Origin of the sequence: Nocardia sp. NPDC052254 (assembly GCF_040679495.1) — a bacterium.
Taxonomy (GTDB): domain Bacteria; phylum Actinomycetota; class Actinomycetes; order Mycobacteriales; family Mycobacteriaceae; genus Nocardia.
This window is the reverse complement of record NZ_JBFAUW010000007.1, coordinates 115,052-136,616: the sequence shown is the minus strand read 5'-3', so window position 1 is coordinate 136,616 and position 21,565 is coordinate 115,052. Positions and strand designations below refer to the sequence as shown.

The following is a 21,565-nucleotide window of genomic DNA, read 5'->3' as shown; positions in this document are numbered from 1 at the left end:
GGCACACCGCCGCGCGAACCGAACCTCAGTGCAACAGCACATCCGAATCGGCCGGCAGCGCATCCACGGGCCACCAGCGCAGATCAGTCGATTCCGCACTGCGCACCGGGACCGCACCACGTGGCGCGCGGATCTTGAACAGCAGGTCCAGATGCCGCGTGGGCACGCCCAGCGAACAAGTGATCGGATGCGCCTGCGCGCCGTACAGTCCCGGCTCCACCGTGAGCCCGGCGATCCCCGATTCCTCGGTCGCCTCCCGCAGCGCGGCGTCGACGACGGTCTCGTCATCGGACTCGCAGTGTCCGCCCAGCTGAATCCACCGGCCCACCCGGGGATGCAGTGTCAGCAGCACCTCCCGCTCGTCGGCGGAGAAGACCACGGCCGACGCGGTGATATGGCCGGGTACGTGTTCGCGTAGGCAGCCGCGCGGCGCCGACCCCAGGAACGCGAGCATCGCCTCCCGGATCGACTGCTCCGGATGAGTTGCGGGAGACCAGCTTTCCAGCAGTCCCGTGGCCGACGCACGCAGCGATGCGGCGCTCACAGCTCGATCAGCCCGAATCCGCCCGGCCGGGGCTCCCGCACTTCCAGCTCCCCTTCCGGATAGCCGACCGCTATGGCGCCGAGCGGATTCCAGTCCGGTGCGAGGTCGAGCACCTCGCGCGTCACCTCCGGCGCGAAGATGGTCGAGCCGATCCAGCAGCTGCCGACATCGCGGGTCGCGAGTGCCACCAGCAGGCCCTGCACCGCCGCACCGACCGCCACGGTGAACATCGTCGACTCGGCCGCACGGCGACGCTGATCGGGATAGTCGTGCGCACCGTCGGGTACACAGAACGGGATGATCACCTCGGGTGCATCGAACAGGATGCGCCCGCGCGCCACCCGGCGTTCCACCCGTTCCGGCGCCAGCCCGTCACCGCCCAGATCATCGCGCCATTGCGCGGCCATCGCATCCAGCAGCCTGCTGCGCAATTCCGGCCGGCGAACCCAGACGAAACGCACCGGGTGGGTGTGATGGGGTGCGGGCGCGGTGAGCGCGTCGGCGACGGCCGCCCGGATCAGTTCGGGCGCGACCGGTGTCGTGGCGAAACGTCGCACCGACCGCCGCACCAGCAACGCTTCCCGGCGCCCGCGCTCGATCGCTTCGGCGGTACCGAGCCAGAACAGATCCTCCTCACCACCGCGCAGTAGATCCTTCGCGGTCGAGCCGTCGTCGACCGTGGCCAGCCCGCGCACCACCGCGACCGGAACCCCGCCGAGCTTGCCCTTCGCCAAATCTGCTGCGGCAGCGAGTTCGTCGGCCACGGCCACCTGGGTGACCTGCAGTTCGTTACCCTGCCCGTCGACCGCACCCGCATAGTCGTGCACCACACGCAGACCCGCGGCACCGATTGCGGCATCGATCTGACCGATCCGCCAGGCACGGCCCATGGTGTCGGTGATCACCACCCCGACCTCGACACCCAGCCGCCGCGCGAGCTCGGACCGGATGGCCTTCGCGCTCGCATCGGGATCGGCCGGCAGCAGAACCAGTTCGCCCTGTTCGACATTCGAGCCGTCGACTCCCGAGGCGGCCTGCACGATCCCGATCCGGTTCTCGGTGATCAACGTGCGGCCCTTGCGCGCCAGTACCCGCACCGCTTCGGCATCCACCAGTTCGCGGCGCAGCGCATCGCGCGCATCCGGATCCAGCGGCGCGGCGACGATCCGCCCCTCCGCCTTGGCGACGATCTTGCTCGTCACCACCAGCACATCACCGTCGGCGAGCCAGGGCGCCTGTGCCGCAATGTGTTCCGCGACATCGTCACCCGGCCGGAACTCCGGCAGCCCCGGGACGGGAATGATCCGGATCTCACCGCCGGGCGCGTGATCACCGGCGTGCTCGCTCACGCCGTGCTCCGCTGCCGCGTGTGCCGGGTACTCCATGGTTGTGCTCCGCTCCTGATCACTCACGCTGGTACCCCCGCGATATCCAGTGCCGCACGGACCATTTCGGCGGTCGCCGCCGGATCGGTCATGAGCAGCGGCACACTGCGCACCTCCACCCCCGGCACTTCGGCCTCATCGGTGGAATGAATCAGCCAGCCGTCGAGGATGCCGGTGTCCGAGCGGGCGCCGAAGTGCCGACCGATCGCCTCCGCGGAGGTCTCCACACCGATCACCTCGAGGCACTCATCGGCCATGCCGCGCAAAGGTTTTCCATCGATCACCGGCGAGAGGCCCACCACCTTCGCCGAGGTGGTCCGCAGGGCACCCCGGATACCCGGCACCGCGAGGATCGCACCGATGCTCACCACGGGGTTCGACGGGGCGAGTAGAACCGCATCAGCCTGTCCTATGATTTCGGTCACACCGGGTGCCGGTTTGGCTTGTTCCGCCCCGATTGTGACGAATCCATGGGTCTCGACGTTTGCTCGGTACCGAACCCACCACTCCTGGAAATGAATCGCGCGGCGTTCGCCAGGGTTGTCCGGCTCACTGATCACTACATGGGTTTCACATCTGTCGTCGGTCGCCGGGAGAAGTTTCACGCCGGGTTCCCAGCGGTTGCACAGCGCTTCGGTTACCGCCGAGAGCGGGTATCCCGCGCGCAGCATTTCACTACGTACGAGATGTGTCGCGATATCGCGATCTCCGAGCCCGAACCAATCGGGCTGGGCGTGATATTTCGCCAGTTCCTCCTTGGCGTGCCACGTTTCTCCCACCCGACCCCAGCCGCGCTCGGTATCGATGCCTCCACCCAGCGTGTACATGCAGGTGTCCAGGTCGGGACAGATTCGTAAACCATGCATCCAGACGTCATCGCCGACGTTCACCAGTGCCGTTACATCCGCGTTCGGCAGCAGTTCCCGCACGCCTTGCAAGAAGCGCGCGCCGCCGACTCCGCCGACCAACACAGCAATGCGCGGATGCGCATCATCGCGTGCGATACCGGCCGCGATGTCCGCTTGTTCTCCAGTCACATCCGCACAGCCTATGCGGTGCCCGGAAGGGCTCGTTCGAGTGCGTATTTGCTGGTCATTTGCTACTCGGGGGTTACCGAACCGAGCCGAAGGCGGTCACGGATAGTAACGGAATTGTGTCGGCAGCTTGACCATCGCTGTGCCCGGCGTGTCTAATCACAGACATGTCATTCCGGGTCCGCGCGAGAGCTTATGGCGCAGACCAGTTTTCGAACAGGTGTTCGTACCGGAACGACAAGCTCGGGGATGTCCGCGGGACTACGTCGCGGTGTGGGACCGTCGGAGGGCACGTTCGGTCCGACGGAACAATCATTCTGCGCTAACACACAGTGAGGAGGCGGAGCGATGGCCGAGGAGCTGGCCCCGTCGGGCATTCCGGGCGGTGTATCGCAAACCGATTCCACAGCATGCGCAGCACCAGGCGACTGCGCTGATGGCCGGAACGACGAACGAGAGGGGGGCAGCACGGTGACATCCGAACCGGGGCAACTCGACAGAACCCCGCAGGGCGGACAATGGGCACGCACACAACGCAAACCCGAGCCACCGCAGCTGAGTCTCATCGTCACCGACTTCGATACGATGTTCGACACCATCGAAGAGCAGTGGCAGGAGCGGGCGTTGTGCGCCCAAACCGATCCGGAAGCCTTCTTTCCCGAAAAAGGCGGCTCCACAAGGGAAGCCAAGCGGATCTGCCTGGGTTGCGAGGTTCGTGACGAGTGCCTGGAATACGCGCTCGCCCACGACGAACGCTTCGGAATCTGGGGCGGCCTGTCCGAACGCGAACGCCGTCGCCTCAAGCGCGGCATCAGCTGAACTGCCACCCCGAGCCGCTGCGGACGAGTGAGAGCCGCGTAGGCAGCGGCTCGGGGCGGCGGCAGGGAACTCGGTCAGGTTCCGGGCGTGCCCGGTGAGTTACCCATGTGCTCGCGAAATCTGTTGTCACGGTTCCCCGTTCGCCTCGCTCCGCTTCGGCGGAGCGAGGCGCGCGGAGGACTCACCCGCACGTCCCGGCCTCGGATCGGGTAACCGCCATATCGGGGCCGAGCGTTGTATCCGGCTCGCGGGTCATTCCCCCGTCGGGTCGATGATTTCCGGGTCCACGCCCAAGTAGGTGGCGATCTGCTGGACCAGGACCTCGCGCAACAGGTCCAGGAGGTCTTCCGGATCGTGGGCGCGGAGCTCGAGGGGTTTGCGGAACAACACCACTCGGGCACGGGTGGCCGCGTTGTGCCGGTCCATGCCGGCGGGGATCAGGCGGGACAGCGGGACCGGGCCATCGGCGACGACCTCGTCGGGCCAGGTGACCGAATCCGGGTGCAGGGGGCGGATCTTCGGGACGTCGTCGACCGCGATGTCGAGTTTGGTCAGGCGGTCGTGCCACCGGGCGTCCAACGGCGCGAAGGCCTCCAGTACCAGCCGGTCGAACTGCTGACCGCGAGTGCGGCGCGCGGGCGCCGACGGCGGCAGCATCGGTCCGCGCACGCCGCGCCCACGGCGCACCACCGAACGGCTCGTCACCGGCCGCCTCTTCGAACGGGTCATATTTGCGACAGTAGTCATCGCGATCGCGCGTCGGTGATCCGATCTCCACGAGCGGCGACACTGTAGTCAGCGTGTCTGTCTGCGACACACGGCCTGGGGGGTTAGTCTGCTTGGCGTGATTCCCATGCGTCGTTGCTGCCGCCCCGGTTGCAAGAATCCGGCCGTCGCGACGCTCACCTATGTCTACTCGGACTCGACCGCCGTCGTCGGCCCCCTTGCCACCGTCGCCGAGCCGCACTCCTGGGATCTGTGTGAGACCCACGGATCCCGCATCACCGCGCCCAAGGGCTGGGAGATGGTCCGCCACGAAGGTGGCTTCTCCTCCAGCACACCGGACGACGATGATCTGACCGCACTGGCCGAGGCCGTCCGCGAGGCCGGAATGCGCCGCCGCGCACCGGAACCCGAGCAGCCCGGCTATTCCGATTACACGCCGCCGCCGTCCCGGCCGCAGCGTCCCGGCCGCACCGGCCGCCGCGGGCACCTGCGGGTGCTGCCGGATCCGCCGAACTGAGGCCACACCCGGGCGGCACACCCGCGACCGGCCTGAAGCCCGATCGAGGCGGACGTCCTATTAGGGTGTTGGTCATGACAGTCGCCCGGTCCGCCGAGTCCGTTCACGCAGTTGTCAAGGCATACGACGTTCGCGGGGTTGTCGGAGAGCAGATCGACGCGGCCTTCGTCCGCGATGTCGGCGCGTCCTTCGCGCGACTGATGCGTGATTCCGCCACTCGCATCGTCATCGGTCACGATATGCGCGAATCCTCTCCGGAGCTGGCCACCGCCTTCGCCGAGGGCGTTCTGGACCAGGGCCTCGATGTCGTTCACATCGGACTCGCCTCCACCGATCAGCTGTATTTCGCCTCCGGTCATCTGCGGTGCCCGGGCGCCATGTTCACCGCCAGCCACAATCCCGCCCGCTACAACGGCATCAAGCTGTGCAAGGCCAACGCCCTGCCCGTGGGTCAGGACACCGGCCTGGCGACCATCGCGAGCGAATTGATCGAGGGTGTGCCCGCGGGACCGGGGCCGCGCGGCACCGCGACCGAGGAGGATCTGCTCGAGGCCTACGCCGAATTCCTGCGCGGACTGGTCGATCTCAGCGGCATCCGCCCACTGAAAGTCGCGGTCGACGCCGGTAACGGCATGGGCGGGCACACGGTGCCGGCCGTCCTCGGCGCCGTACCGCAACTGACGATCGAACCCCTCTACTTCGAACTCGACGGCTCGTTCCCCAATCACGAGGCCAACCCGCTGGACCCGAAGAATCTGGTCGACCTGCAGAAGTACGTGCGTGAGACCGGAGCCGACATCGGTCTGGCCTTCGACGGTGACGCCGACCGCTGCTTCGTGGTCGACGAGCGCGGCGAACCGGTCTCTCCCTCCGCGGTGACGGCACTGGTCGCCGAGCGCGAACTCGCCAAGGAGCCCGGGGCGACCATCATTCACAACCTGATCACCTCCCAAGCCGTACCGGAGCTGGTCACCGAACTCGGCGGCACCCCGGTACGCACCCGGGTCGGGCATTCGTTCATCAAGCAGCAGATGGCGTCGACGGGTGCGATCTTCGGCGGTGAACACTCCGCCCACTACTACTTCCGCGATTTCTGGGGTGCCGACTCCGGTATGCTCGCGGCCCTGCACGTCCTCGCCGCGCTCGGCGGCGGGAGCGACGGGAGTGGCGAGGACCGGACGATGTCGGAGATCGCGTCCTCCTATGCGACATATGCCGCGTCCGGAGAGATCAACTCCACAGTGGCGGATGCGAAAGACCGGACCATGGCCGTTGTCACGGCATTCGAGGGACGCGCCCAATCGGTGGACCGTCTCGACGGTGTGACCGTGCGGCTGCCCGGTGACGCATGGTTCAATCTGCGCGCGTCCAACACCGAACCGCTGCTGCGACTCAACGTCGAGGCGCGTTCGCAGGAGGAAGTAGACGCACTCGTGACCGAGATTCTGAGCATCGTGCGCGGCTGACTGGAATAGTGGAATCACAGGGCTTGGATTCACCCGGGGACAACGACTTCACCCGGCGTGGTGACCCGATTGAGGGGAGGTGGCAACGCCCGATGATCGCAGGGACACCCGTACTCGATCTCGATGACGTCGCCTCGTTGGAGGCTGCGGATTCCGGTGGAATATTGCGCTCGGCCGCCTCCGGGGGTGCACAGGTGCGTGCCACCGCCGCCGACGTCGCCGAGGGCGCACTCGCACGACTCGACGGCCTGCGGCCGCGCAGTCTGGTACTCGTCTCCGGCACCGGCCGGGCAGCACGCATGGCGACACTGCTACAGGCCGCGTTCGGCGACCGCGCCGGATTGCCCATCGTGGGCGCCACCACCATTCCGCAGTGGGTCGGTTCGCTGGATGTCGTGGTCGTCGCGGGCGACGACTCCGCCGATCCGCGACTGACCGGTGCCGTGGATCGCGCGCTGCGCCGCGGTGCCGAAGTCGTGGTCGCCGCACCCGACGAAGGACCGATGCGCGCCGCGGCCGCCGGGCGGGCGGCCATCTTGGCACCACGGGTCCGGGTGCTCGATCACAACCGGATCCTGCGCTTCCTCGCGGTCGGTGTCGCGGTGCTGCAGGCGATCGATCCCAGCCATATCGGCCCGCTGGTACCGGATCTCGAGGTACTCGCCGATGTGCTCGACGCCGAGGCCCTGCGCGACGGTCCGCACAACGAGGTCTTCCACAATCCAGCGAAGACCCTCGCTGCGCGGATGCGCGAGCGGCGTCTGGTACTCACCGGTGACTCCCCCGCCGCCGCGGTCGTCGCTCAGCACGGCGCCGAGGTACTGCTGCAGACCGCCGGCCAGATCGCCACCGCGGCCGACCTCACCGAGGCCGTGGCCGCGAATGCGCGGCTCGTCGAATCCGCCGAGGTCACCGCTCCCGGCTACGATCCGCTGTTCCACGACGAGCAGCTCGACGGCCCGGCGCCGGTGGACCGGGCCCGGGTGTTCGTGCTCAGCGCCGACGCCGATCAGGTCGCGGCGCGACGGCGACTTGCCGTCTTCGGCGCGGGTGCGGGCATCGTGGACGCCGATCTGGTGAATGTCGATGTCGATCTGATGCGTACCGAGGCCAGCGTGCCGCGCGACGCCGGTGCGGGTGAACCGCAGTCACCGGTGGCCGGGCGGGGCAGCGAGCTCGAACAATTGGCAGTGCTGGTGTTGCGACTGGAGATGGCCGCGGCCTATCTGCGTCTGCTCGCCGGCCCCACGTCCGCCGGGCGGCCCGCCCACTACGACGGGGGCCACTACTAGTGCACGAACTCGTTGGTGCGTTGCGCTCCTACGCCTGGGGATCACGCACCGCACTCGCTCAGCTGTGCGGTCGGGAGGTCCCCTCGGCCCATCCCGAGGCCGAATTGTGGTTCGGTGCCCACCCCGCCGATCCCGCGAAGATCCTGTCCGACGGTGAGTCCAGGTCTCTGCTGGAACTACTCGAGACCGATCCCAATAGGGAATTGGGTTCGGTGGCACCGGAATTCGGTGGCCGGCTGCCGTTCCTGCTGAAGATCCTCGCCGCCGAGGAACCGCTGTCGCTGCAGGCTCACCCCAGTGCCGACCAGGCTCGCTACGGATTCGACCGGGAGAATCACGCTCGGGTTCCGCTGGACTCACCGATGCGCAACTATCGCGACGACAGCCACAAACCCGAACTGGTGGTGGCGCTGGACCGATTCGAGGCACTGGCCGGATTCCGCGATCCGCTCCGGACGGTGGATCTGCTCAATGTGCTCGCCGTGCCCGAGTTGATGCAGTACGCCGAACTACTCGCCGCTCAACCGGATGCCGACGGCCTGCGCACCCTGTTCACCACCTGGATCACCCTGCCACAAGCCATGCTGGCCACCCTGCTGCCGAAGGTGCTCGACGGCTGCGTGCACTATCTCAAACAGGTCGATCCCGCCGAATCTCCGCGCCAGGCCAAGGAGTTCGCGGCCGAGGCGCAGACCACCCTGGAGCTGGCCGAGGCCTATCCCGGTGATGCCGGCGTGCTGGCGGCCCTGCTGCTCAACCGGCTGACGCTCGAACCGGGACAGGGGTTGTTCCTGGCCGCGGGCAGCCTGCACGCGTACCTTCGCGGTATCGGCGTGGAGATCATGGCGAATTCCGACAATGTGTTGCGCGGTGGGCTCACCCCCAAACACGTCGACGTGCCGGAACTGCTGCGCGTGCTGGACTTCGAACCGCTGCGACTGCCGATCGTGGAGCCCGAGCCGGTCGGCCCGGGCACATTCCGATATCGCACGCCCGCACCGGAATTCGCGCTGCGCCGATTCGAGCTGGCCGCGGATGCCGAACCCGTGGAGATTCCGCGGACCGGCCCCGGCATCATGCTGGTGACAGCCGGAACCGTGCGGCTGTCCCAGGGCGGTGCCGCGTTGCCGATCACCGCGGGCAGTGCCGCGTGGATCTCGGCCGCCGATACCGAGATCCGGGCGGCCGCCGTCGACGGCCCGGCCCAGCTGTTCTGCGCCTGCGTCGGTGAGTGACTCGACGTCACCGGTACCGGGCCTAGTAGATTGATCGACAAATCGGACATCTACCGGCGTGCGCCGGCAACGAAAGGACCGGGGCGACACCATGTCTGCAGGTGGCGGTAAGAAGGCGATCCTCGCGGCGCTGTCCGCGAACGCCGGTATCGCGGTGGCGAAATTCGTCGGCGCGGCGATCACCGGCTCGGGATCGATGCTGGCCGAGGCGGTGCACTCGGTGGCCGACACCGGCAATCAGGGCCTGCTGCTGCTCGGACAGAAGCGCGCCGAACAGGAAGCCGACGAACTGCACCCGTTCGGATACGGGCGCAACCGCTACTTCTACTCCTTCGTCGTGGCGCTGGTGTTGTTCTCGCTGGGCTCGATGTACGCGATCTACGAGGGCATACACAAGATCCAGCATCCCGAGCACCTGAGTTCACCGGTGGTGGCGATCGTCATCCTCGGTATCGCGGCGGTGCTCGAGGGATACAGCTTCCGCACCGCGATGAAGGAATCCTCGCCGCTGCGCCAAGGGGCGGGCTGGTGGCGGTTCATCCGCAATTCCCGTAGTCCCGAGCTGCCGGTCGTGCTGCTGGAGGACACCGGTGCCCTGATCGGTCTGCTGATCGCGCTCGGCGCGGTGCTCCTCACGGTGCTGACCGGAGATCCGGTCTGGGACGGCATCGGCACCCTCGGCATCGGCGTCCTGCTGGGCGTCATCGCGGTGGTGCTGATCGTGGAGATGCAGAGCCTGCTGATCGGCGAGGGCGCCACGCCGTCGGAGAACGAGGCGATCCGCACCAACCTGGTCGACGGCAGCCGTATCGACCGGGTGATCCATCTGCGCACCCAATACCTGGGCCCCGAGGAGATGCTGGTTGCCGCCAAGGTGGCGATCGTGCCGGATCTGGACATCGCCCAGATCGCGACGGCCATCGACGATGCCGAGGAGCGGGTGCGCGCCGCGGTGCCGGCCGCCCGGGTCATCTACATCGAGCCGGATCTGTACCGCAAGCAGGCGGTCGCCTAGCCACGACGACGCGCGAGCCCGGAGTTCCCCCGCCCACCGGCGGCCGCCCTCGTGCCGTGGATCCGATTCAGACCGGGGTGTGCAGCAGCTCGGCCGCAGGTGTGCGGATGCCGAACCGATCCCGCAGTACATGGGTGGCCGCGTGCATCCCGCACATACCGTGCACACCCGGACCGGGCGGGGTCGCCGCGGAGCACAGGTACACGCCGGGCAGCGCGGTGGCATAGGGGTTCCAGCGCGGTGTCGGGCGAAAGACCGTCTGCCACATGGTCATCGCACCGGCCGCGATGTCGCCCCCGACGTAGTTCGCATTGTGTCCGGACATCTGCGCAGCCGTCCGGACGTGGGTGTGCCGGATCAGATCGCGGAAGCCGGGAGCGAAACGTTGCATCTGGGCGATGATCTCGGCGCTGACATCACGATCGGACCCGTTGGGGACATGCGCGTAGGTGTAGAGGGTGTGCCCACCGGCAGGCGCGCGGGAATCGTCGACCACTCCCGGCTGGATCACCAACATGTAAGGCTGTGCCGCGTGCCGGCCCGCGGCGACCGCCCGTTCCGCGGCCACCGCCTCGGCACGGGTGCCGACCACATGGACGGTTCCCGCCGCCCCCAGCTCGGTGGCCCGCCAGGGTACCGGGCCCGCCAGCGCGAAATCGACTTTGCAGGCCGCACCGCCGAACCGATAGCGCTGCAGTCGATTCCGATAGCCCGCGGGGAGCCTGGCGATCCGCAGCAGTTCGGTCGGCGCGGTATCGAGCAGGACGGCGCGAGCCCCCGCGAGCTCATCCAGTGAGTCCACCCGATGCCCCAGGTGGATACGCCCTCCGTGCCGCCGGATATCGGCGGCCAGCGCGTCCACGATCGCCTGACTACCACCGCGCGGAACGGGCCAGCCTCCGGTATGGGCGAGGGTGCCCAGTAACAACGCCACTCCCGCCGCGGCGAAGGCCCGGGGCGGAATGATGGCGTGCGCGCTCACGCCGGTGAACAGCGCCGCGGCGGCCTCCTCACGAAACCTCATGTTCCACAGCGGTGTCGACTGTTCCACCAGCCGGCGCCCGAAGCGCGCGGCGGTCACCGGATCGCGAGGCAGGCCGCGCAGATCCGACATCCCCAGCTCGACCACCGCGTCCGACCGTCGCACCAGCGGCTCGAACAGCCGCCGCCAGACCGGCCCGTCCCGGCCGAGCCCCTCGACGGTGCGCTCCAGATCGCGCCAGGCCAGCGCCGCCCTGCCACCATCGAGCGGATGCCCGTAGGAGATCTCCGGAACGAGAAGTTCCACATCGTGGGCCGCCAGGTCGAAGGCGCGGAAGAACGGGGATGCCGATGCCATGGGATGCGCACCGGCGCAGATGTCATGGCGATAGCCGGGCAGGGTCGATTCCGCGGTACGGCAGCCGCCACCCACGTGCTCCGCGGCCTCGAACACCTCGACTTCGAGCCCGGCGCGGGCCAGCAGCACCGCCGCGGCCAGACCGTTGGGCCCCGAGCCGACCACCACTGCATCCGCCATGATCACCACTGTAGGACCGAGCGCCGAGGCCGTCGCGAGGCAGCCGACGCAAGGCTGAGAAATCAAGGGCCACACCGGCTCGCGATGCGGGCCACGGACGTGCCGGGCTCGTCAGCTCCGGGTGGCCCAGCGGATGAGGACCTGCATGCGCTGTTCCCGGAGGTCCGGGCGGAGGCGATCACTGCGGTCCAGCGCCGCCAGCCCGTGCAGCGTGCTCCAGAACACCTCCGTGTACGCCCCGGATTCGGCCTCGGGCACGAGCGGGCGGAACAGCCGCTCGAGCTCCTCGAAGCAGTCCCGCAGCGTCTGGGGCGCATCGGGGCCGAAGGGCAGTTCGGTATCCAGGACGAACATGGCGTCGTAGAGCGCGGCGTTCTCGGCGGCGAATCGCAGATAGGCCCGGACGACGGCTTCTGTGGCGGCGGGGCCGTCGGCTTGCTCGCGGGCGGCGCGCAGGACATCCAGCAGCTGACCGATGCCCTCTTCGGCGACTGCCGAGACGATCGCCCGCTTTCCCGAGAAGTGGCTGTAGAGCACGGGCTGGCTGTATTCGATGCGCTCGGCGAGCCGGCGCACCGTCACCGCATCCCAGCCGTCGGATTCGGCCAGTTCACGCGCACTGTCGATGATCGCCTGGCGGCGCTGGGCGCGGTCACGCTCCTTGCGTTCCTGTACCGTCATACGAAAATGCTAGCATCGCTAGACAAGTTAGCGATGAAGAAGGTGGCTCACACGTCGGTCGAGAAGCGGATACCGCCGTCGGGCAGATCGACACCCGGCCAGATGCGCGCACCGCGCAACAGTTCACAGCGGGCGCCGACGCTGGCACCGTCGCCGATCACGGCATCGCGGACCAGGGCGCGCGGACCGACACGGGCGCCGAATCCGATGATCGAACGCTCGACCGTCGCACCGGCCTCGACCCGAGCGCCGTCGAACAGCACCGCACCGTCGAGTCGCGCACCGGCGCCCACCTCGGCACCACGGCCGACGACCGTGCCACCGATCAGCAGCGCGCCCGGGGCGACACCCGCACCGGAATGCACCAGCGACTCACCGCGCTGGCCCGGTAGCGCCGGTGACGGGGCGATACCGCGGACCAGATCCGCCGAACCACGGACGAAGTCCTCGGGGGTACCCATGTCGCGCCAATACGAGACGTCCACGTGCCCCTGCACATGCGCGCCCTCGGCCAGCAGGGACGGGAAGACCTCCCGCTCGACCGAGACCGGGCGACCGGCCGGGATCTTCTCGATGTAGGGCCGGCGGAAGACGTAGCAACCGGCGTTGATCTGGTCGGTCGGCGGATCCTGGGTCTTCTCCAGGAAGGCGGTGACCCGGCCGTTCTCGTCGGTGGGCACACATCCGAAGGCGCGCGGGTCGCTGACCCGGACCAGGTGCAGGGTCACATCGGCACGGGTCGAGGCGTGGGTGTCGAGGATCGCGCCCAGATCGGCGCCGCCCAGCACGTCGCCGTTGAACACCATCACGTTGTCGGCACGCAGCTTCGGCAGCACGTTGCGGATACCGCCACCGGTGCCCAGCGGCTCGGTCTCGGTGACGTATTCGATGTCGAGGCCCATCTCGGCGCCGTCACCGAAATGCTCCTCGAAGACCTCCGCCCGGAACGACGTGCCCAGCACCACATGGGTGATGCCGGCATCGGCGATCCGGGCCAGCAGGTGGTGCAGGAACGGCAAACCGGCGACCGGGAGCATCGGTTTCGGCGCCGACAGGGTCAGCGGGCGCAACCGGGTGCCCTGGCCACCGACCAGGATGACGGCGTCCGTCGCGGTATCCACGCCCGCTCCCTCCCGAATGTCCGGCATTGAGTCTTCCTCTGTTCGGCGTTCGGTCAACGCATCATCGTTGCGCGGCGCGATCGCGTTCACGTAGCGCAGATCGAACCGCAATTTTGCAGCGAATCGCAAGTCCGGCGCGCAACGCCCAGCGCAGCGGTGCCTGCCACCAGTGTGGATGACGGTCGGCCTGGAAACGATAAGCGGACGCGTGGTGCGCGGGCAACATCGTCTCCGGATGCCGTCCGGCCGCGTGCCCCTTGGCATGGGTCACATCCGCGGTCGGCACGAAGACGTTGTGCCAGCCCGCCCGGCCCATCCGGTCGCCGAAGTCGACGTCCTCCATGTACATGAAGTAGCGCGAGTCGAAGCCGTCGATGCTGTCGAAGGCGGCCCGCCGGACCAGCAGGCAAGACCCCGACAGCCAGCCCACCGTCCGCTCGGCGATGTCCTCGTTGTCCTGGCGATAGCGGCGCGTCCACGGGTTACCCGGCCATACCGCGCCCAATACCGCGTGGCCGGCACCGTCGAGCAGGCCCGGCACCCGGCGGGCGGAGGGGTAGATACTGCCGTCGGGTTCGTGGATCAGCGGGCCGAGGGCGCCGGCGCGCGGCCAGCGCCGCGCGGCCTCGAGCAGCTGGTCGATCGCATCGGTGCCCCAGCGCACGTCCGGATTGGCGATGATGACGAACTCGATCTCGGGATCGATCTCGGCGACCGCGCGATTGATCGCACCGCCGTAGCCGATGTTGCCGCCGGTGCGTAGCAGGGTGACGTGCTCGTCGGCTTCGGCGGCGAGCTCCGGCGAACCGTCGGTGGAGCCGTTGTCCGCCAGGATCACCTGCGGTTTCCGATCGGTCGCGGTGGCCAGGGTGCTGATGAAATGGCCGAGATGTTCGCCCGGCGAGTAGGTCACGGTGACGACCGCCAGCACAGGCGTTGGGTCCGCGGCGGGGACTGAATCCGAAGCACTCACGGGAGGCCAGCTTAATGGGTCGGCGCCCGGAGGCGGCAATGACGCACACCGGGCCGCGAACACCACCGTCTAACGGGGTGCGACCCGGAGCAGGGCGTCCGACAGCGCGTCCCGCCAATCGCGCAGCGGGGTGAGCCCGACAGCGACCCAGGACCGATTCGACAGCACCGAATATGCCGGTCGCCGTGCGGGACTCGGAAAATCGGCGGAGCCGCACGGCCGTACCCGGTCCGGATCGGCGCCGAGTTCGGCGAACACCGCGCGCGCCAGCTCGAACCGGCTCACCGCACCGGAGCCGGTCGCGTGCACGACACCCGGATTCTTGTGCTGGGCAACGAGTTCCAGCAATCCCGCGGCGAGATCGGGCGCATAGGTGGGTGATCCGACCTGATCCTCGACCACCGATATCGTCTCGCGTTCGGCCTCCAGCCGGCGCATGGTGGCCACGAAATCACCCCGGTCACCGGTGTAGACCCAGGCGGTCCGCACGATCGTGGCCCGCGGATCGGCCAGCAGCACGGCCCGCTCACCGGCCAGCTTGGTGCTGCCGTACACGCTGGTGGGGCCGGTCGGGTCGGACGGTTCGTAGGGGCGCTCGCCGGTGCCGTCGAAGACGTAGTCGGTGGAGATGTGCACCAGCCGGGCCCCGATCTCCCGGCAGCGCGCCGCGAGGATACCGGGACCGGTCACATTGCCGGCGCGTGCCGCGGCCCGGTCGGACTCGGCGGCGTCGACCGCGGTGTAGGCGGCGCAATTGAGGACGACATCACCGGATCGCACCGCCGCCGCGACGGCGTCGGAGTCGGTGATGTCGAGGTCGGCACGGCCCAGGGCGACCGCTTCCGGGGCGCGATCCGCCAATGCGCGGCCGAGCTGCCCACCGGCGCCGGTGATCACGATCCGGGACTGAGAAACGAGGCTCACCCGGGCAAGTCTGGCACGCCGCGCCAACAGCGGTTCAGCGGTACGGGCGGTGGGGTTGACTAGCCTCCAAAGCGGGAACCCACACGTACGCCGCCTGCCGGATCCGTCCGCGTGGCCGAGTTCCCGAACGGGGGTCGATCGCGAAGTGGAAAAGGAATACCGAGTGCCGCAGAACAGAAGTGCATCGTCGCCGCGGCCACGCGGCACCGGTGCACCGCTGTCGGGCGGTCGCGTCCCGCGCGCCCGCGGCGTACGCCCGGCCGTGGGCACCCGGGTGAACCGGCCCGGTCGCCTGCTCGCCGTCGCCGCGGCCGCGGTGGTCTTCATCGTGACCGGGTTCGGCTGGCACAGCGTGGACTCCCTCGTTTCGGGGATCGAGCGGATCGGCAATCTCGGCCTGGGCGGCGGCCACGACGGCGCGGTCGACATCCTGATGGTCGGGATCGACAGCCGTACCGACGCGCACGGCAATCCGCTCAGCGACCAGGAGCGGGCCATGCTGCACGCCGGGGACGAGGTGGGCACCAACACCGACACCATCGTGCTGATCCGGGTGCCCAACGACGGCCGTTCGGCGACCGCGATCTCGATACCACGCGACTCCTATGTCGACATCCCCGGAATCGGCAAGGGCAAGATCAATTCCGCCTATGGTACGACCAAGGAGGCCGCCCGGGAGAAGCTTGCCGAACAGGGGTTGTCGGCTTCCCAGATCGAGGAGAAGTCCACCCAGGCGGGCCGGCAGGCGCTGATCAAGTCGGTCGCCAACCTCACCGGCATCACCGTCGACCACTACGCCGAGGTGGGCCTGCTCGGCTTCGTGCTGCTCACCGATGCCGTGGGCGGGGTACCGGTATGCCTGAACAATCCCGTCGACGAACCGCTGTCGGGCGCGGATTTTCCGGCCGGGGAGCAACGGCTCGACGGGCCCCAGGCATTGAGTTTCGTCCGTCAGCGCCATGATCTGCAGCGCGGGGATCTGGATCGGATCGTTCGGCAGCAGGTGTTCATGGCCGCACTGGTCAACCAGGCGCTCAATGCCCGGATCCTCGCCAATCCCGGAAAGCTGCGTGAGCTCAGCGACGCCGTGGGCCGGACCATCGTGCTGGACAAGGACTGGGATGTGGTGGCCTTCATGCACCAGTTGCAGGATCTGTCGGGCGGCAAGGTGAACTTCGAGACCATCCCGGTGCAGAACCTGAACGCCACCACCTCCGACGGCGAATCCGTGGTGAAGGTGGATCCGAAGGCGGTCAAGTCGTTCGTCGCCGCGGCGGTCGGCGACAGCGGCGATAGCGGCGGCGGCGATCACGGCGATGGCGACGCCGTGGCACCGGACACGATCACGACCGACGTCTACAACGCGGGCAGCACCGCGGGCCTGGCCGGTCAGGTGGCACAGGCCCTGACGGGTAAGGGTTTTCACACCGGGACCGTGGAGAACTGGCCGGGAGCTCCGGTGCGTAGCAGCCGCGTGCTCGCCACATCCACCTCCGATCCGAAGGCGAAGACGGTCGCCGAGGCGCTCGGCGGGCTCACCGTGACAGCCGATCAGGAACTGCCGGAGGGGGCGGTCCGCGTCGTCCTCGCCGATGACTACTCTGGTCCGGGCTCGGACGCGGGCTCGCTGTTCGATCTGTCGGGAACCTCCCAGACCTCGGGCGCCCCGACACCGGTACCGCCCGCGCCTCCCATCGATGCCGGCCAGAACGGACCGAAATGCGTGAACTGAACGACACCCTCACCGATGCCCTGCTCGGTCCGATCCTCGCCCGGGAGCCCGCGGCACCCCGGATCACGCATTACGACGACAGCACCGGTGCCCGGATCGAGCTGTCGGCCCTGACCCTGGCGAACTGGGCCGCCAAGACCGGCAACATGATTCGCGACGAATTCGGTCTGGCTCCCGGGGCCCGGGTGGCGGTCCTGCTCCCGGCGCACTGGCAGACCGCGGCGGTCCTGCTGGGCTGCTGGTGGGCCGGCACCGAGGTCGTGCTGCACGCCGATGCCGACGCCGAACTGGCACTGGTGGCGGCCGCCCGCCTGCACGAGACCACCGACATACCGGAGGTGGCGGCCCTGTCACTGGATCCCATGGGCGGCCCGGTCCGCGATCTGCCGGTCGGCATCACCGATTTCGCGACCTCGGTTCGCGGTCACGGAGACCAGTTCCGCCCGGCCGGCGCGGGGCCCGCACTCGACGGCGCCGATGTGGCGAAGACGCTGGCCGCGGCCCGCGGCTCCGCCGAACGGCAGGGTTTCGGCCCGGGCGACCGGGTGCTGTCGACAACCGGCTGGGACACCGCCGCCGAGCTGATCGACGGACTGCTCGCGGTCTACGCCGCCGGCGCCTCGCTGGTGCAGGTCACCGCCGCCGATCCCGCGAAACAACCACAGCGGATCGAGTCCGAACGGGTGACCGTTCAGCGCAACTGATCTCCTACCCCGGTAGGGCGGAACGATCCACCCGCGGGCCGTTTTCGCCCCGGCGCCGTCTCCGTAGTCTGGAACCAGGAAACCGGACGACGAACGGGGATGGCGATGAAGCCGCAGCACTGGTTTCGATGGTTGGTGGTACAGGGCACGCCACGGCTCGTCCTGAAGACCTATGCCCGCCGGGGCGATCCCGTCGCGCAGTTGATGTCGAGCCCCGAAGCGGTGCACGATCCGATACCGCTGCTCGAATCGCTGCGCGCCAGCGGACGGTTGGTGCTCTCACCGGTCGGCTGGGCCAGTGCCGACCACGAAATCGTCCGGACGATCCTGCGCGACACCAGCTTCGGCGTGGCGGCGGCCGAGGGGTTCGTCCCCACTCCACTGCGCCCGATGCTGGACCGGCTGGAGCTGCCACCGAATCCGGTGCAGCCGCCGTCGATGCTGGTGATCGATCCGCCGGATCACACCCGGATGCGCAAACCGGTGGCATCGGCGTTCACACCGCGCGCGATCAGGAGACTGCGCGATCGCGTCGAATCGGTCACGTCCGAACTGCTCGACGCACTGCCACCACGCGGCGCCGCCGATCTGGTGTCGGATTTCGCGGCACAGGTGCCCATCGCGATCATCTCCGAGATGCTCGGCTTCCCCGACTCCGACCGCAAGCACTTCCTGGCCTGGGGTGATGCCGTCTCGCCCATGCTCGATATCGGGATCAGCTGGCCCACCACGCGAGCGGCGTCGAAGGCCATCGTGGAGATGGACCGGTATCTCGACGCGCACATCGCCCGGCTGCGCCGCGAACCGGGCGAGGACATCCTGTCCGGTCTGGTCGCCTCGGGTGATCTCGACGACCGGGAACTCAAGGCCTCGGCGACGCTGTTGATGGGCGCCGGCTTCGAGACCACGGTCAACCTGATCAGCAATGGTGTCGTACAACTGGTGAACCATCGCGAACAACTGCACCGGCTGCGCGACGATCCGGAACTGTGGCCGAACGCGATCGAGGAGGTGCTGCGCTTCGACTCACCGGTGCAGAACACCGGGCGCATCGCCGGTCACGACACCGAGCTGGCGGGCGTGCGCATCCGCAAGGGCAACACGGTCGTGCTGTCGCTGGCGGGAGCCAACCGCGATCCGGACGTCTTCACCGACCCGCATCGCTTCGACGTCACCCGGGCCAACGCCAAGGAACACCTGACCTTCTCCAGCGGTATTCACGTCTGCCTCGGTGCCAGCCTGGCGCGGATGGAGGGCACCCACGCGCTGCGGGCGCTGTTCGAGCGGTTCCCCGATCTCGTGCTCGCGGGCATCCCCAGACGCCGCCCGCTGTTCACCCTGCACGGCTACAGCCGGCTGCCGGTACTACTCGGACAGCGTGCCGCGCAGACCAGTGCCGTGTGATCCGGCTCAGCTGAAGCCGACCGCCTCGTCGCCCCAGGCGGTGTGCAGGTCGTGATCGGGATCGTCGACGACGCGATCGGTGGTGTCGACGACCAGGGTGGTGCGGGTGGATTCACGGTAGGGCGGCCAGTGTTTGGAGCCGTCCAGCGCCGCGGGCACCCCGTGTTCGGCGAACGCGAGCCAGCGCCGCATCATCCGGCCCGACACCTCCATCGCCGCCTTGCGGCCACCGAGCCAGAACGTCGGATCGTGGTCGAAGGAACCGAAATTGCCGAAGATATAAGGCAATTCGGTGGCGTGCCCCGCGCCGACGCGCGCCGCCTTCAACATCGGCGTGGCCTGGTCGAAGCGATACATCCAGGTGCGACTGTGCCGGGAGTGCGCGTCGGCGACCCAGTGCGCCGGCATCCGGAACGCGGCGTCGGTGGACATCGCCAGCGCACCGCGGGTCTTGGCCAGATCCGGATAGGCGGAGGTGATCTCGGCGATCCGCTCGTGCGACAGCCCCGGATGCTCACCGGCGACGGCATTGAGCATGGCGTTCACCGCATCGGGCGTGACCGGCATGATCGGCGAGCGGAACAGCCGGAACAGCGAGGACTCGTCCCGGTTGGTGCCGATGATCAGCGGCACCCGATGCGAACGGCCCTGCTGGTATCGATCGGTGGGATAGGTCGGCAGCAGATCACCGTCGACCACCGGTGCGGCGGCGAGGCGGCCCGGTGACTGCATCGGCACCTCGTCGAGCAGCACACCCGCGGCCTCCACGATCCGCTCGATCGGGCATTCCAGCAGTTCGGCGGCGCGTCCGGGCGGCAGGTCCATCAGTTCCATGAAACGGTTCGCCACTCCGGCGGCCCGATCGGGCCCGAAAACTGTGGTGGCCGGCGGACTCTGGGCGATGGCGCGGTGGAACAGGCCCGCGGCCCGCGGCGAGGTCAGCAGCGCGGTCACACAACCGGCGCCCGAGGATTCCCCGAAGACGGTCACATTGCCCGGATCACCGCCGAACGCGGCGGCATTGTCACGCACCCATTCCAGTGCCGCGATCTGATCGTGCAGGCCCAGATTGGGAACGAATTCGTCGCCCAGCGACGACAGATCGAGAAAGCCGAGCGCGCCCAGCCGGTAGTTGACCGCCACCACGACCACATCGCCGGCCTCGACCATCCGGCGACCGTCGTAGATCGTCTGGGCCGCGGTACCGAGGCAGTAGGCGCCGCCGTGCAACCACACCATCACCGGACGGGGCTGCACCGGCTCGGCCGCCGGGGCCCACACATTGACCCACAGGCAGTCCTCGCCCATCCGCAGACCCGAGTCGACGGGCACCATATCGCCCATGGTCTGCGGGGCTATCTCACCGAATTCGGTGCAATCACGCACTCCGGACCAGGCCTCGGCCGGACGCGGGCGCGCGAACCGCGCGGGGCCCGCCGGGGCCGCCGCGTAAGGGATGCTGCGCCAGGCCTGGACGGATCCCGTACGGAATCCGCGAACCGCTCCGCTGGTCGTGTGGGCGACAGGTCCAGCGCCGAGAGTTTCCTCGGCCGGGGTCGCCTCGAAGAATTGAGTGCTCACTTCGCACCTCCTCGTACTCCCTGTACCGAGAGTACGTCCGAGATCATGATGTCGGCGTCATCCTCGGTCGATGTGGCCGAGGTCGCGGTCGGGGTCGATACGGTCGCGCACGCGTTGTTTGAGCCGGGCGACATCGGGAAAACCTTCGTCCGCCTTGCGGTCCCAGATCTGCTCGTCATCCACGGTGATCCGGAAGACTCCGCCGGTTCCCGGCTTCAGGGCCACTTCGTCGAGGTCCGTGCCGAAGGTGCTGAGCAGCTCCTGCGCCACCCAGCCGGCCCGCAGCAGCCATCGGCATTGCGTGCAATATTCGATCGCGATTCGCGCCATGGGTGCGACCCTACTGAGAGCGGGGCCCGCACGACCCCCCAGCGCAGCTCGCGGAAAATTTCAGCAACTCCTTCGCTATCAGTTCAAAACCAGAGCGGTTGCCAGCCATCGTAGTGATCAATGGATTCCTACCACTGGATAGTCCGTTACGATTCGATATCACCATCGACGTACAACCACCTGCCGTTAACACGAGCAAACCTGCTGCACTCGGTCAGTACGGCACGTCTGCCATGTATGCGATAGATCGCCCGGAATTCGACGGTGCCGGCATCGTCGAACAATCCGCCCGCCTCGGTACCGAAGATCTGCAATGACAACCACCGCTGGTCCGGGTCGAGACTCAGGTGCCGGGGACGGGTGCGCGGATGCCAGCTACGCAGCAGATGGTCACGGTCGCCGATGGCGAAGGCGGTGTATCGGGAGCGCATCAGAGCCTCGGCGGTGGGCGCGGGACTGCTGTCGTCCAGGCGTGGACCACAACACCCGCCGAACTGCTCCCCGCTTCCGCACGGGCACCGATCACTGTCGCCGGGACGGTCGGTAACGGTGTCGGCCATCGG

General features: G+C 68.3%; 21 protein-coding genes. 9 read left to right on the top strand and 12 right to left on the bottom strand.

Annotated elements, in window-relative coordinates; genetic code table 11:
* Positions 1–25: 25 nt before the first annotated feature.
* From AB0L57_RS19425 to cofD, 3 genes are read right to left on the bottom strand one after another with little or no spacing between them, the layout of a single operon-like run.
* On the bottom strand, positions 26–544 hold the full coding sequence (locus AB0L57_RS19425; RefSeq protein ID WP_364963812.1) for an NUDIX domain-containing protein: 519 nt from the start codon (positions 542–544) through the stop codon (positions 26–28).
* The gene (locus AB0L57_RS19420; protein WP_364963810.1) at positions 541–1,929 is read right to left on the bottom strand and encodes a coenzyme F420-0:L-glutamate ligase; all 1,389 of its coding nucleotides are present in this window, start codon (positions 1,927–1,929) and stop codon (positions 541–543) included. Before AB0L57_RS19420 ends, AB0L57_RS19425 begins: the two co-directional genes overlap by 4 nt.
* A gap of 23 nt (positions 1,930–1,952) precedes the next feature.
* Positions 1,953–2,906, bottom strand: a complete 954-nt coding sequence (gene cofD / locus AB0L57_RS19415; RefSeq protein WP_364964297.1) for a 2-phospho-L-lactate transferase — start codon at positions 2,904–2,906, stop codon at positions 1,953–1,955.
* Between the two features lie 642 nt (positions 2,907–3,548).
* Between cofD and AB0L57_RS19410 the strand changes: the two genes are divergently transcribed.
* Positions 3,549–3,782, top strand: coding sequence for a WhiB family transcriptional regulator (locus AB0L57_RS19410; protein ID WP_036504657.1), 234 nt, complete (start codon positions 3,549–3,551; stop codon positions 3,780–3,782).
* Between the two features lie 252 nt (positions 3,783–4,034).
* Here AB0L57_RS19410 and AB0L57_RS19405 read toward each other — a convergent pair whose 3' ends face one another.
* Positions 4,035–4,511, bottom strand: a complete 477-nt coding sequence (locus AB0L57_RS19405) for a metallopeptidase family protein (RefSeq protein ID WP_364963808.1) — start codon at positions 4,509–4,511, stop codon at positions 4,035–4,037.
* A 115-nt stretch (positions 4,512–4,626) separates the two neighbouring features.
* On the opposite strand from AB0L57_RS19405, the gene AB0L57_RS19400 reads away from it, so the two are divergent.
* The 5 genes from AB0L57_RS19400 (at position 4,627) to AB0L57_RS19380 (ending at position 10,033) form a co-directional block, all read left to right on the top strand.
* Positions 4,627–5,025: a DUF3499 domain-containing protein gene (locus AB0L57_RS19400; RefSeq protein ID WP_025352427.1), complete on the top strand. Its 399-nt coding sequence runs from the start codon at positions 4,627–4,629 to the stop codon at positions 5,023–5,025.
* Between the two features lie 74 nt (positions 5,026–5,099).
* The gene (locus AB0L57_RS19395) at positions 5,100–6,491 is read left to right on the top strand and encodes a phosphomannomutase/phosphoglucomutase (RefSeq protein WP_364963805.1); all 1,392 of its coding nucleotides are present in this window, start codon (positions 5,100–5,102) and stop codon (positions 6,489–6,491) included.
* Positions 6,492–6,583: 92 nt separating this feature from the next.
* Positions 6,584–7,783, top strand: coding sequence for a tobH protein (locus tag AB0L57_RS19390; RefSeq protein WP_364963803.1), 1,200 nt, complete (start codon positions 6,584–6,586; stop codon positions 7,781–7,783).
* Positions 7,783–9,018: a mannose-6-phosphate isomerase, class I gene (gene manA / locus AB0L57_RS19385; protein ID WP_364963800.1), complete on the top strand. Its 1,236-nt coding sequence runs from the start codon at positions 7,783–7,785 to the stop codon at positions 9,016–9,018. Before AB0L57_RS19390 ends, manA begins: the two co-directional genes overlap by 1 nt.
* A gap of 91 nt (positions 9,019–9,109) precedes the next feature.
* Positions 9,110–10,033 carry a cation diffusion facilitator family transporter gene (locus AB0L57_RS19380; protein ID WP_364963797.1) on the top strand — a complete coding sequence of 308 codons (924 nt, stop codon included), beginning with the start codon at positions 9,110–9,112 and terminating at the stop codon, positions 10,031–10,033.
* A 67-nt stretch (positions 10,034–10,100) separates the two neighbouring features.
* On the opposite strand, the gene AB0L57_RS19375 is transcribed toward AB0L57_RS19380, so the two are convergent.
* From AB0L57_RS19375 to rfbD, 5 genes are all read right to left on the bottom strand, one after another.
* Positions 10,101–11,552: an NAD(P)/FAD-dependent oxidoreductase gene (locus tag AB0L57_RS19375; protein ID WP_364963794.1), complete on the bottom strand. Its 1,452-nt coding sequence runs from the start codon at positions 11,550–11,552 to the stop codon at positions 10,101–10,103.
* A gap of 111 nt (positions 11,553–11,663) precedes the next feature.
* On the bottom strand, positions 11,664–12,233 hold the full coding sequence (locus AB0L57_RS19370) for a TetR/AcrR family transcriptional regulator (RefSeq protein ID WP_364963791.1): 570 nt from the start codon (positions 12,231–12,233) through the stop codon (positions 11,664–11,666).
* Between the two features lie 47 nt (positions 12,234–12,280).
* Entirely contained in the window at positions 12,281–13,381 is a 1,101-nt protein-coding gene (locus tag AB0L57_RS19365; RefSeq protein WP_364963788.1) for an NDP-sugar synthase, read from the bottom strand.
* A gap of 34 nt (positions 13,382–13,415) precedes the next feature.
* On the bottom strand, positions 13,416–14,327 hold the full coding sequence (locus AB0L57_RS19360) for a glycosyltransferase family 2 protein (RefSeq protein WP_364963785.1): 912 nt from the start codon (positions 14,325–14,327) through the stop codon (positions 13,416–13,418).
* Positions 14,328–14,396: 69 nt separating this feature from the next.
* The gene (gene rfbD / locus AB0L57_RS19355; RefSeq protein ID WP_364963782.1) at positions 14,397–15,251 is read right to left on the bottom strand and encodes a dTDP-4-dehydrorhamnose reductase; all 855 of its coding nucleotides are present in this window, start codon (positions 15,249–15,251) and stop codon (positions 14,397–14,399) included.
* A 274-nt stretch (positions 15,252–15,525) separates the two neighbouring features.
* On the opposite strand from rfbD, the gene AB0L57_RS19350 reads away from it, so the two are divergent.
* The 3 genes from AB0L57_RS19350 (at position 15,526) to AB0L57_RS19340 (ending at position 19,091) form a co-directional block, all read left to right on the top strand.
* Positions 15,526–16,983 carry an LCP family protein gene (locus AB0L57_RS19350; protein ID WP_364964292.1) on the top strand — a complete coding sequence of 486 codons (1,458 nt, stop codon included), beginning with the start codon at positions 15,526–15,528 and terminating at the stop codon, positions 16,981–16,983.
* Entirely contained in the window at positions 16,971–17,687 is a 717-nt protein-coding gene (locus tag AB0L57_RS19345; RefSeq protein ID WP_364963780.1) for a TIGR03089 family protein, read from the top strand. Before AB0L57_RS19350 ends, AB0L57_RS19345 begins: the two co-directional genes overlap by 13 nt.
* 105 nt (positions 17,688–17,792) lie before the next feature.
* Positions 17,793–19,091, top strand: coding sequence for a cytochrome P450 (locus AB0L57_RS19340; RefSeq protein ID WP_364964289.1), 1,299 nt, complete (start codon positions 17,793–17,795; stop codon positions 19,089–19,091).
* A 6-nt stretch (positions 19,092–19,097) separates the two neighbouring features.
* Here the strand turns inward: AB0L57_RS19340 and AB0L57_RS19335 are convergent, their stop codons facing one another.
* From AB0L57_RS19335 to AB0L57_RS19325, 3 genes are all read right to left on the bottom strand, one after another.
* On the bottom strand, positions 19,098–20,672 hold the full coding sequence (locus AB0L57_RS19335; RefSeq protein ID WP_364963777.1) for a carboxylesterase/lipase family protein: 1,575 nt from the start codon (positions 20,670–20,672) through the stop codon (positions 19,098–19,100).
* A 57-nt stretch (positions 20,673–20,729) separates the two neighbouring features.
* Entirely contained in the window at positions 20,730–21,002 is a 273-nt protein-coding gene (locus AB0L57_RS19330) for a SelT/SelW/SelH family protein (RefSeq protein ID WP_364963774.1), read from the bottom strand.
* A gap of 146 nt (positions 21,003–21,148) precedes the next feature.
* On the bottom strand, positions 21,149–21,562 hold the full coding sequence (locus tag AB0L57_RS19325) for a YchJ family metal-binding protein (protein WP_364963772.1): 414 nt from the start codon (positions 21,560–21,562) through the stop codon (positions 21,149–21,151).
* Positions 21,563–21,565: the final 3 nt, after the last annotated feature.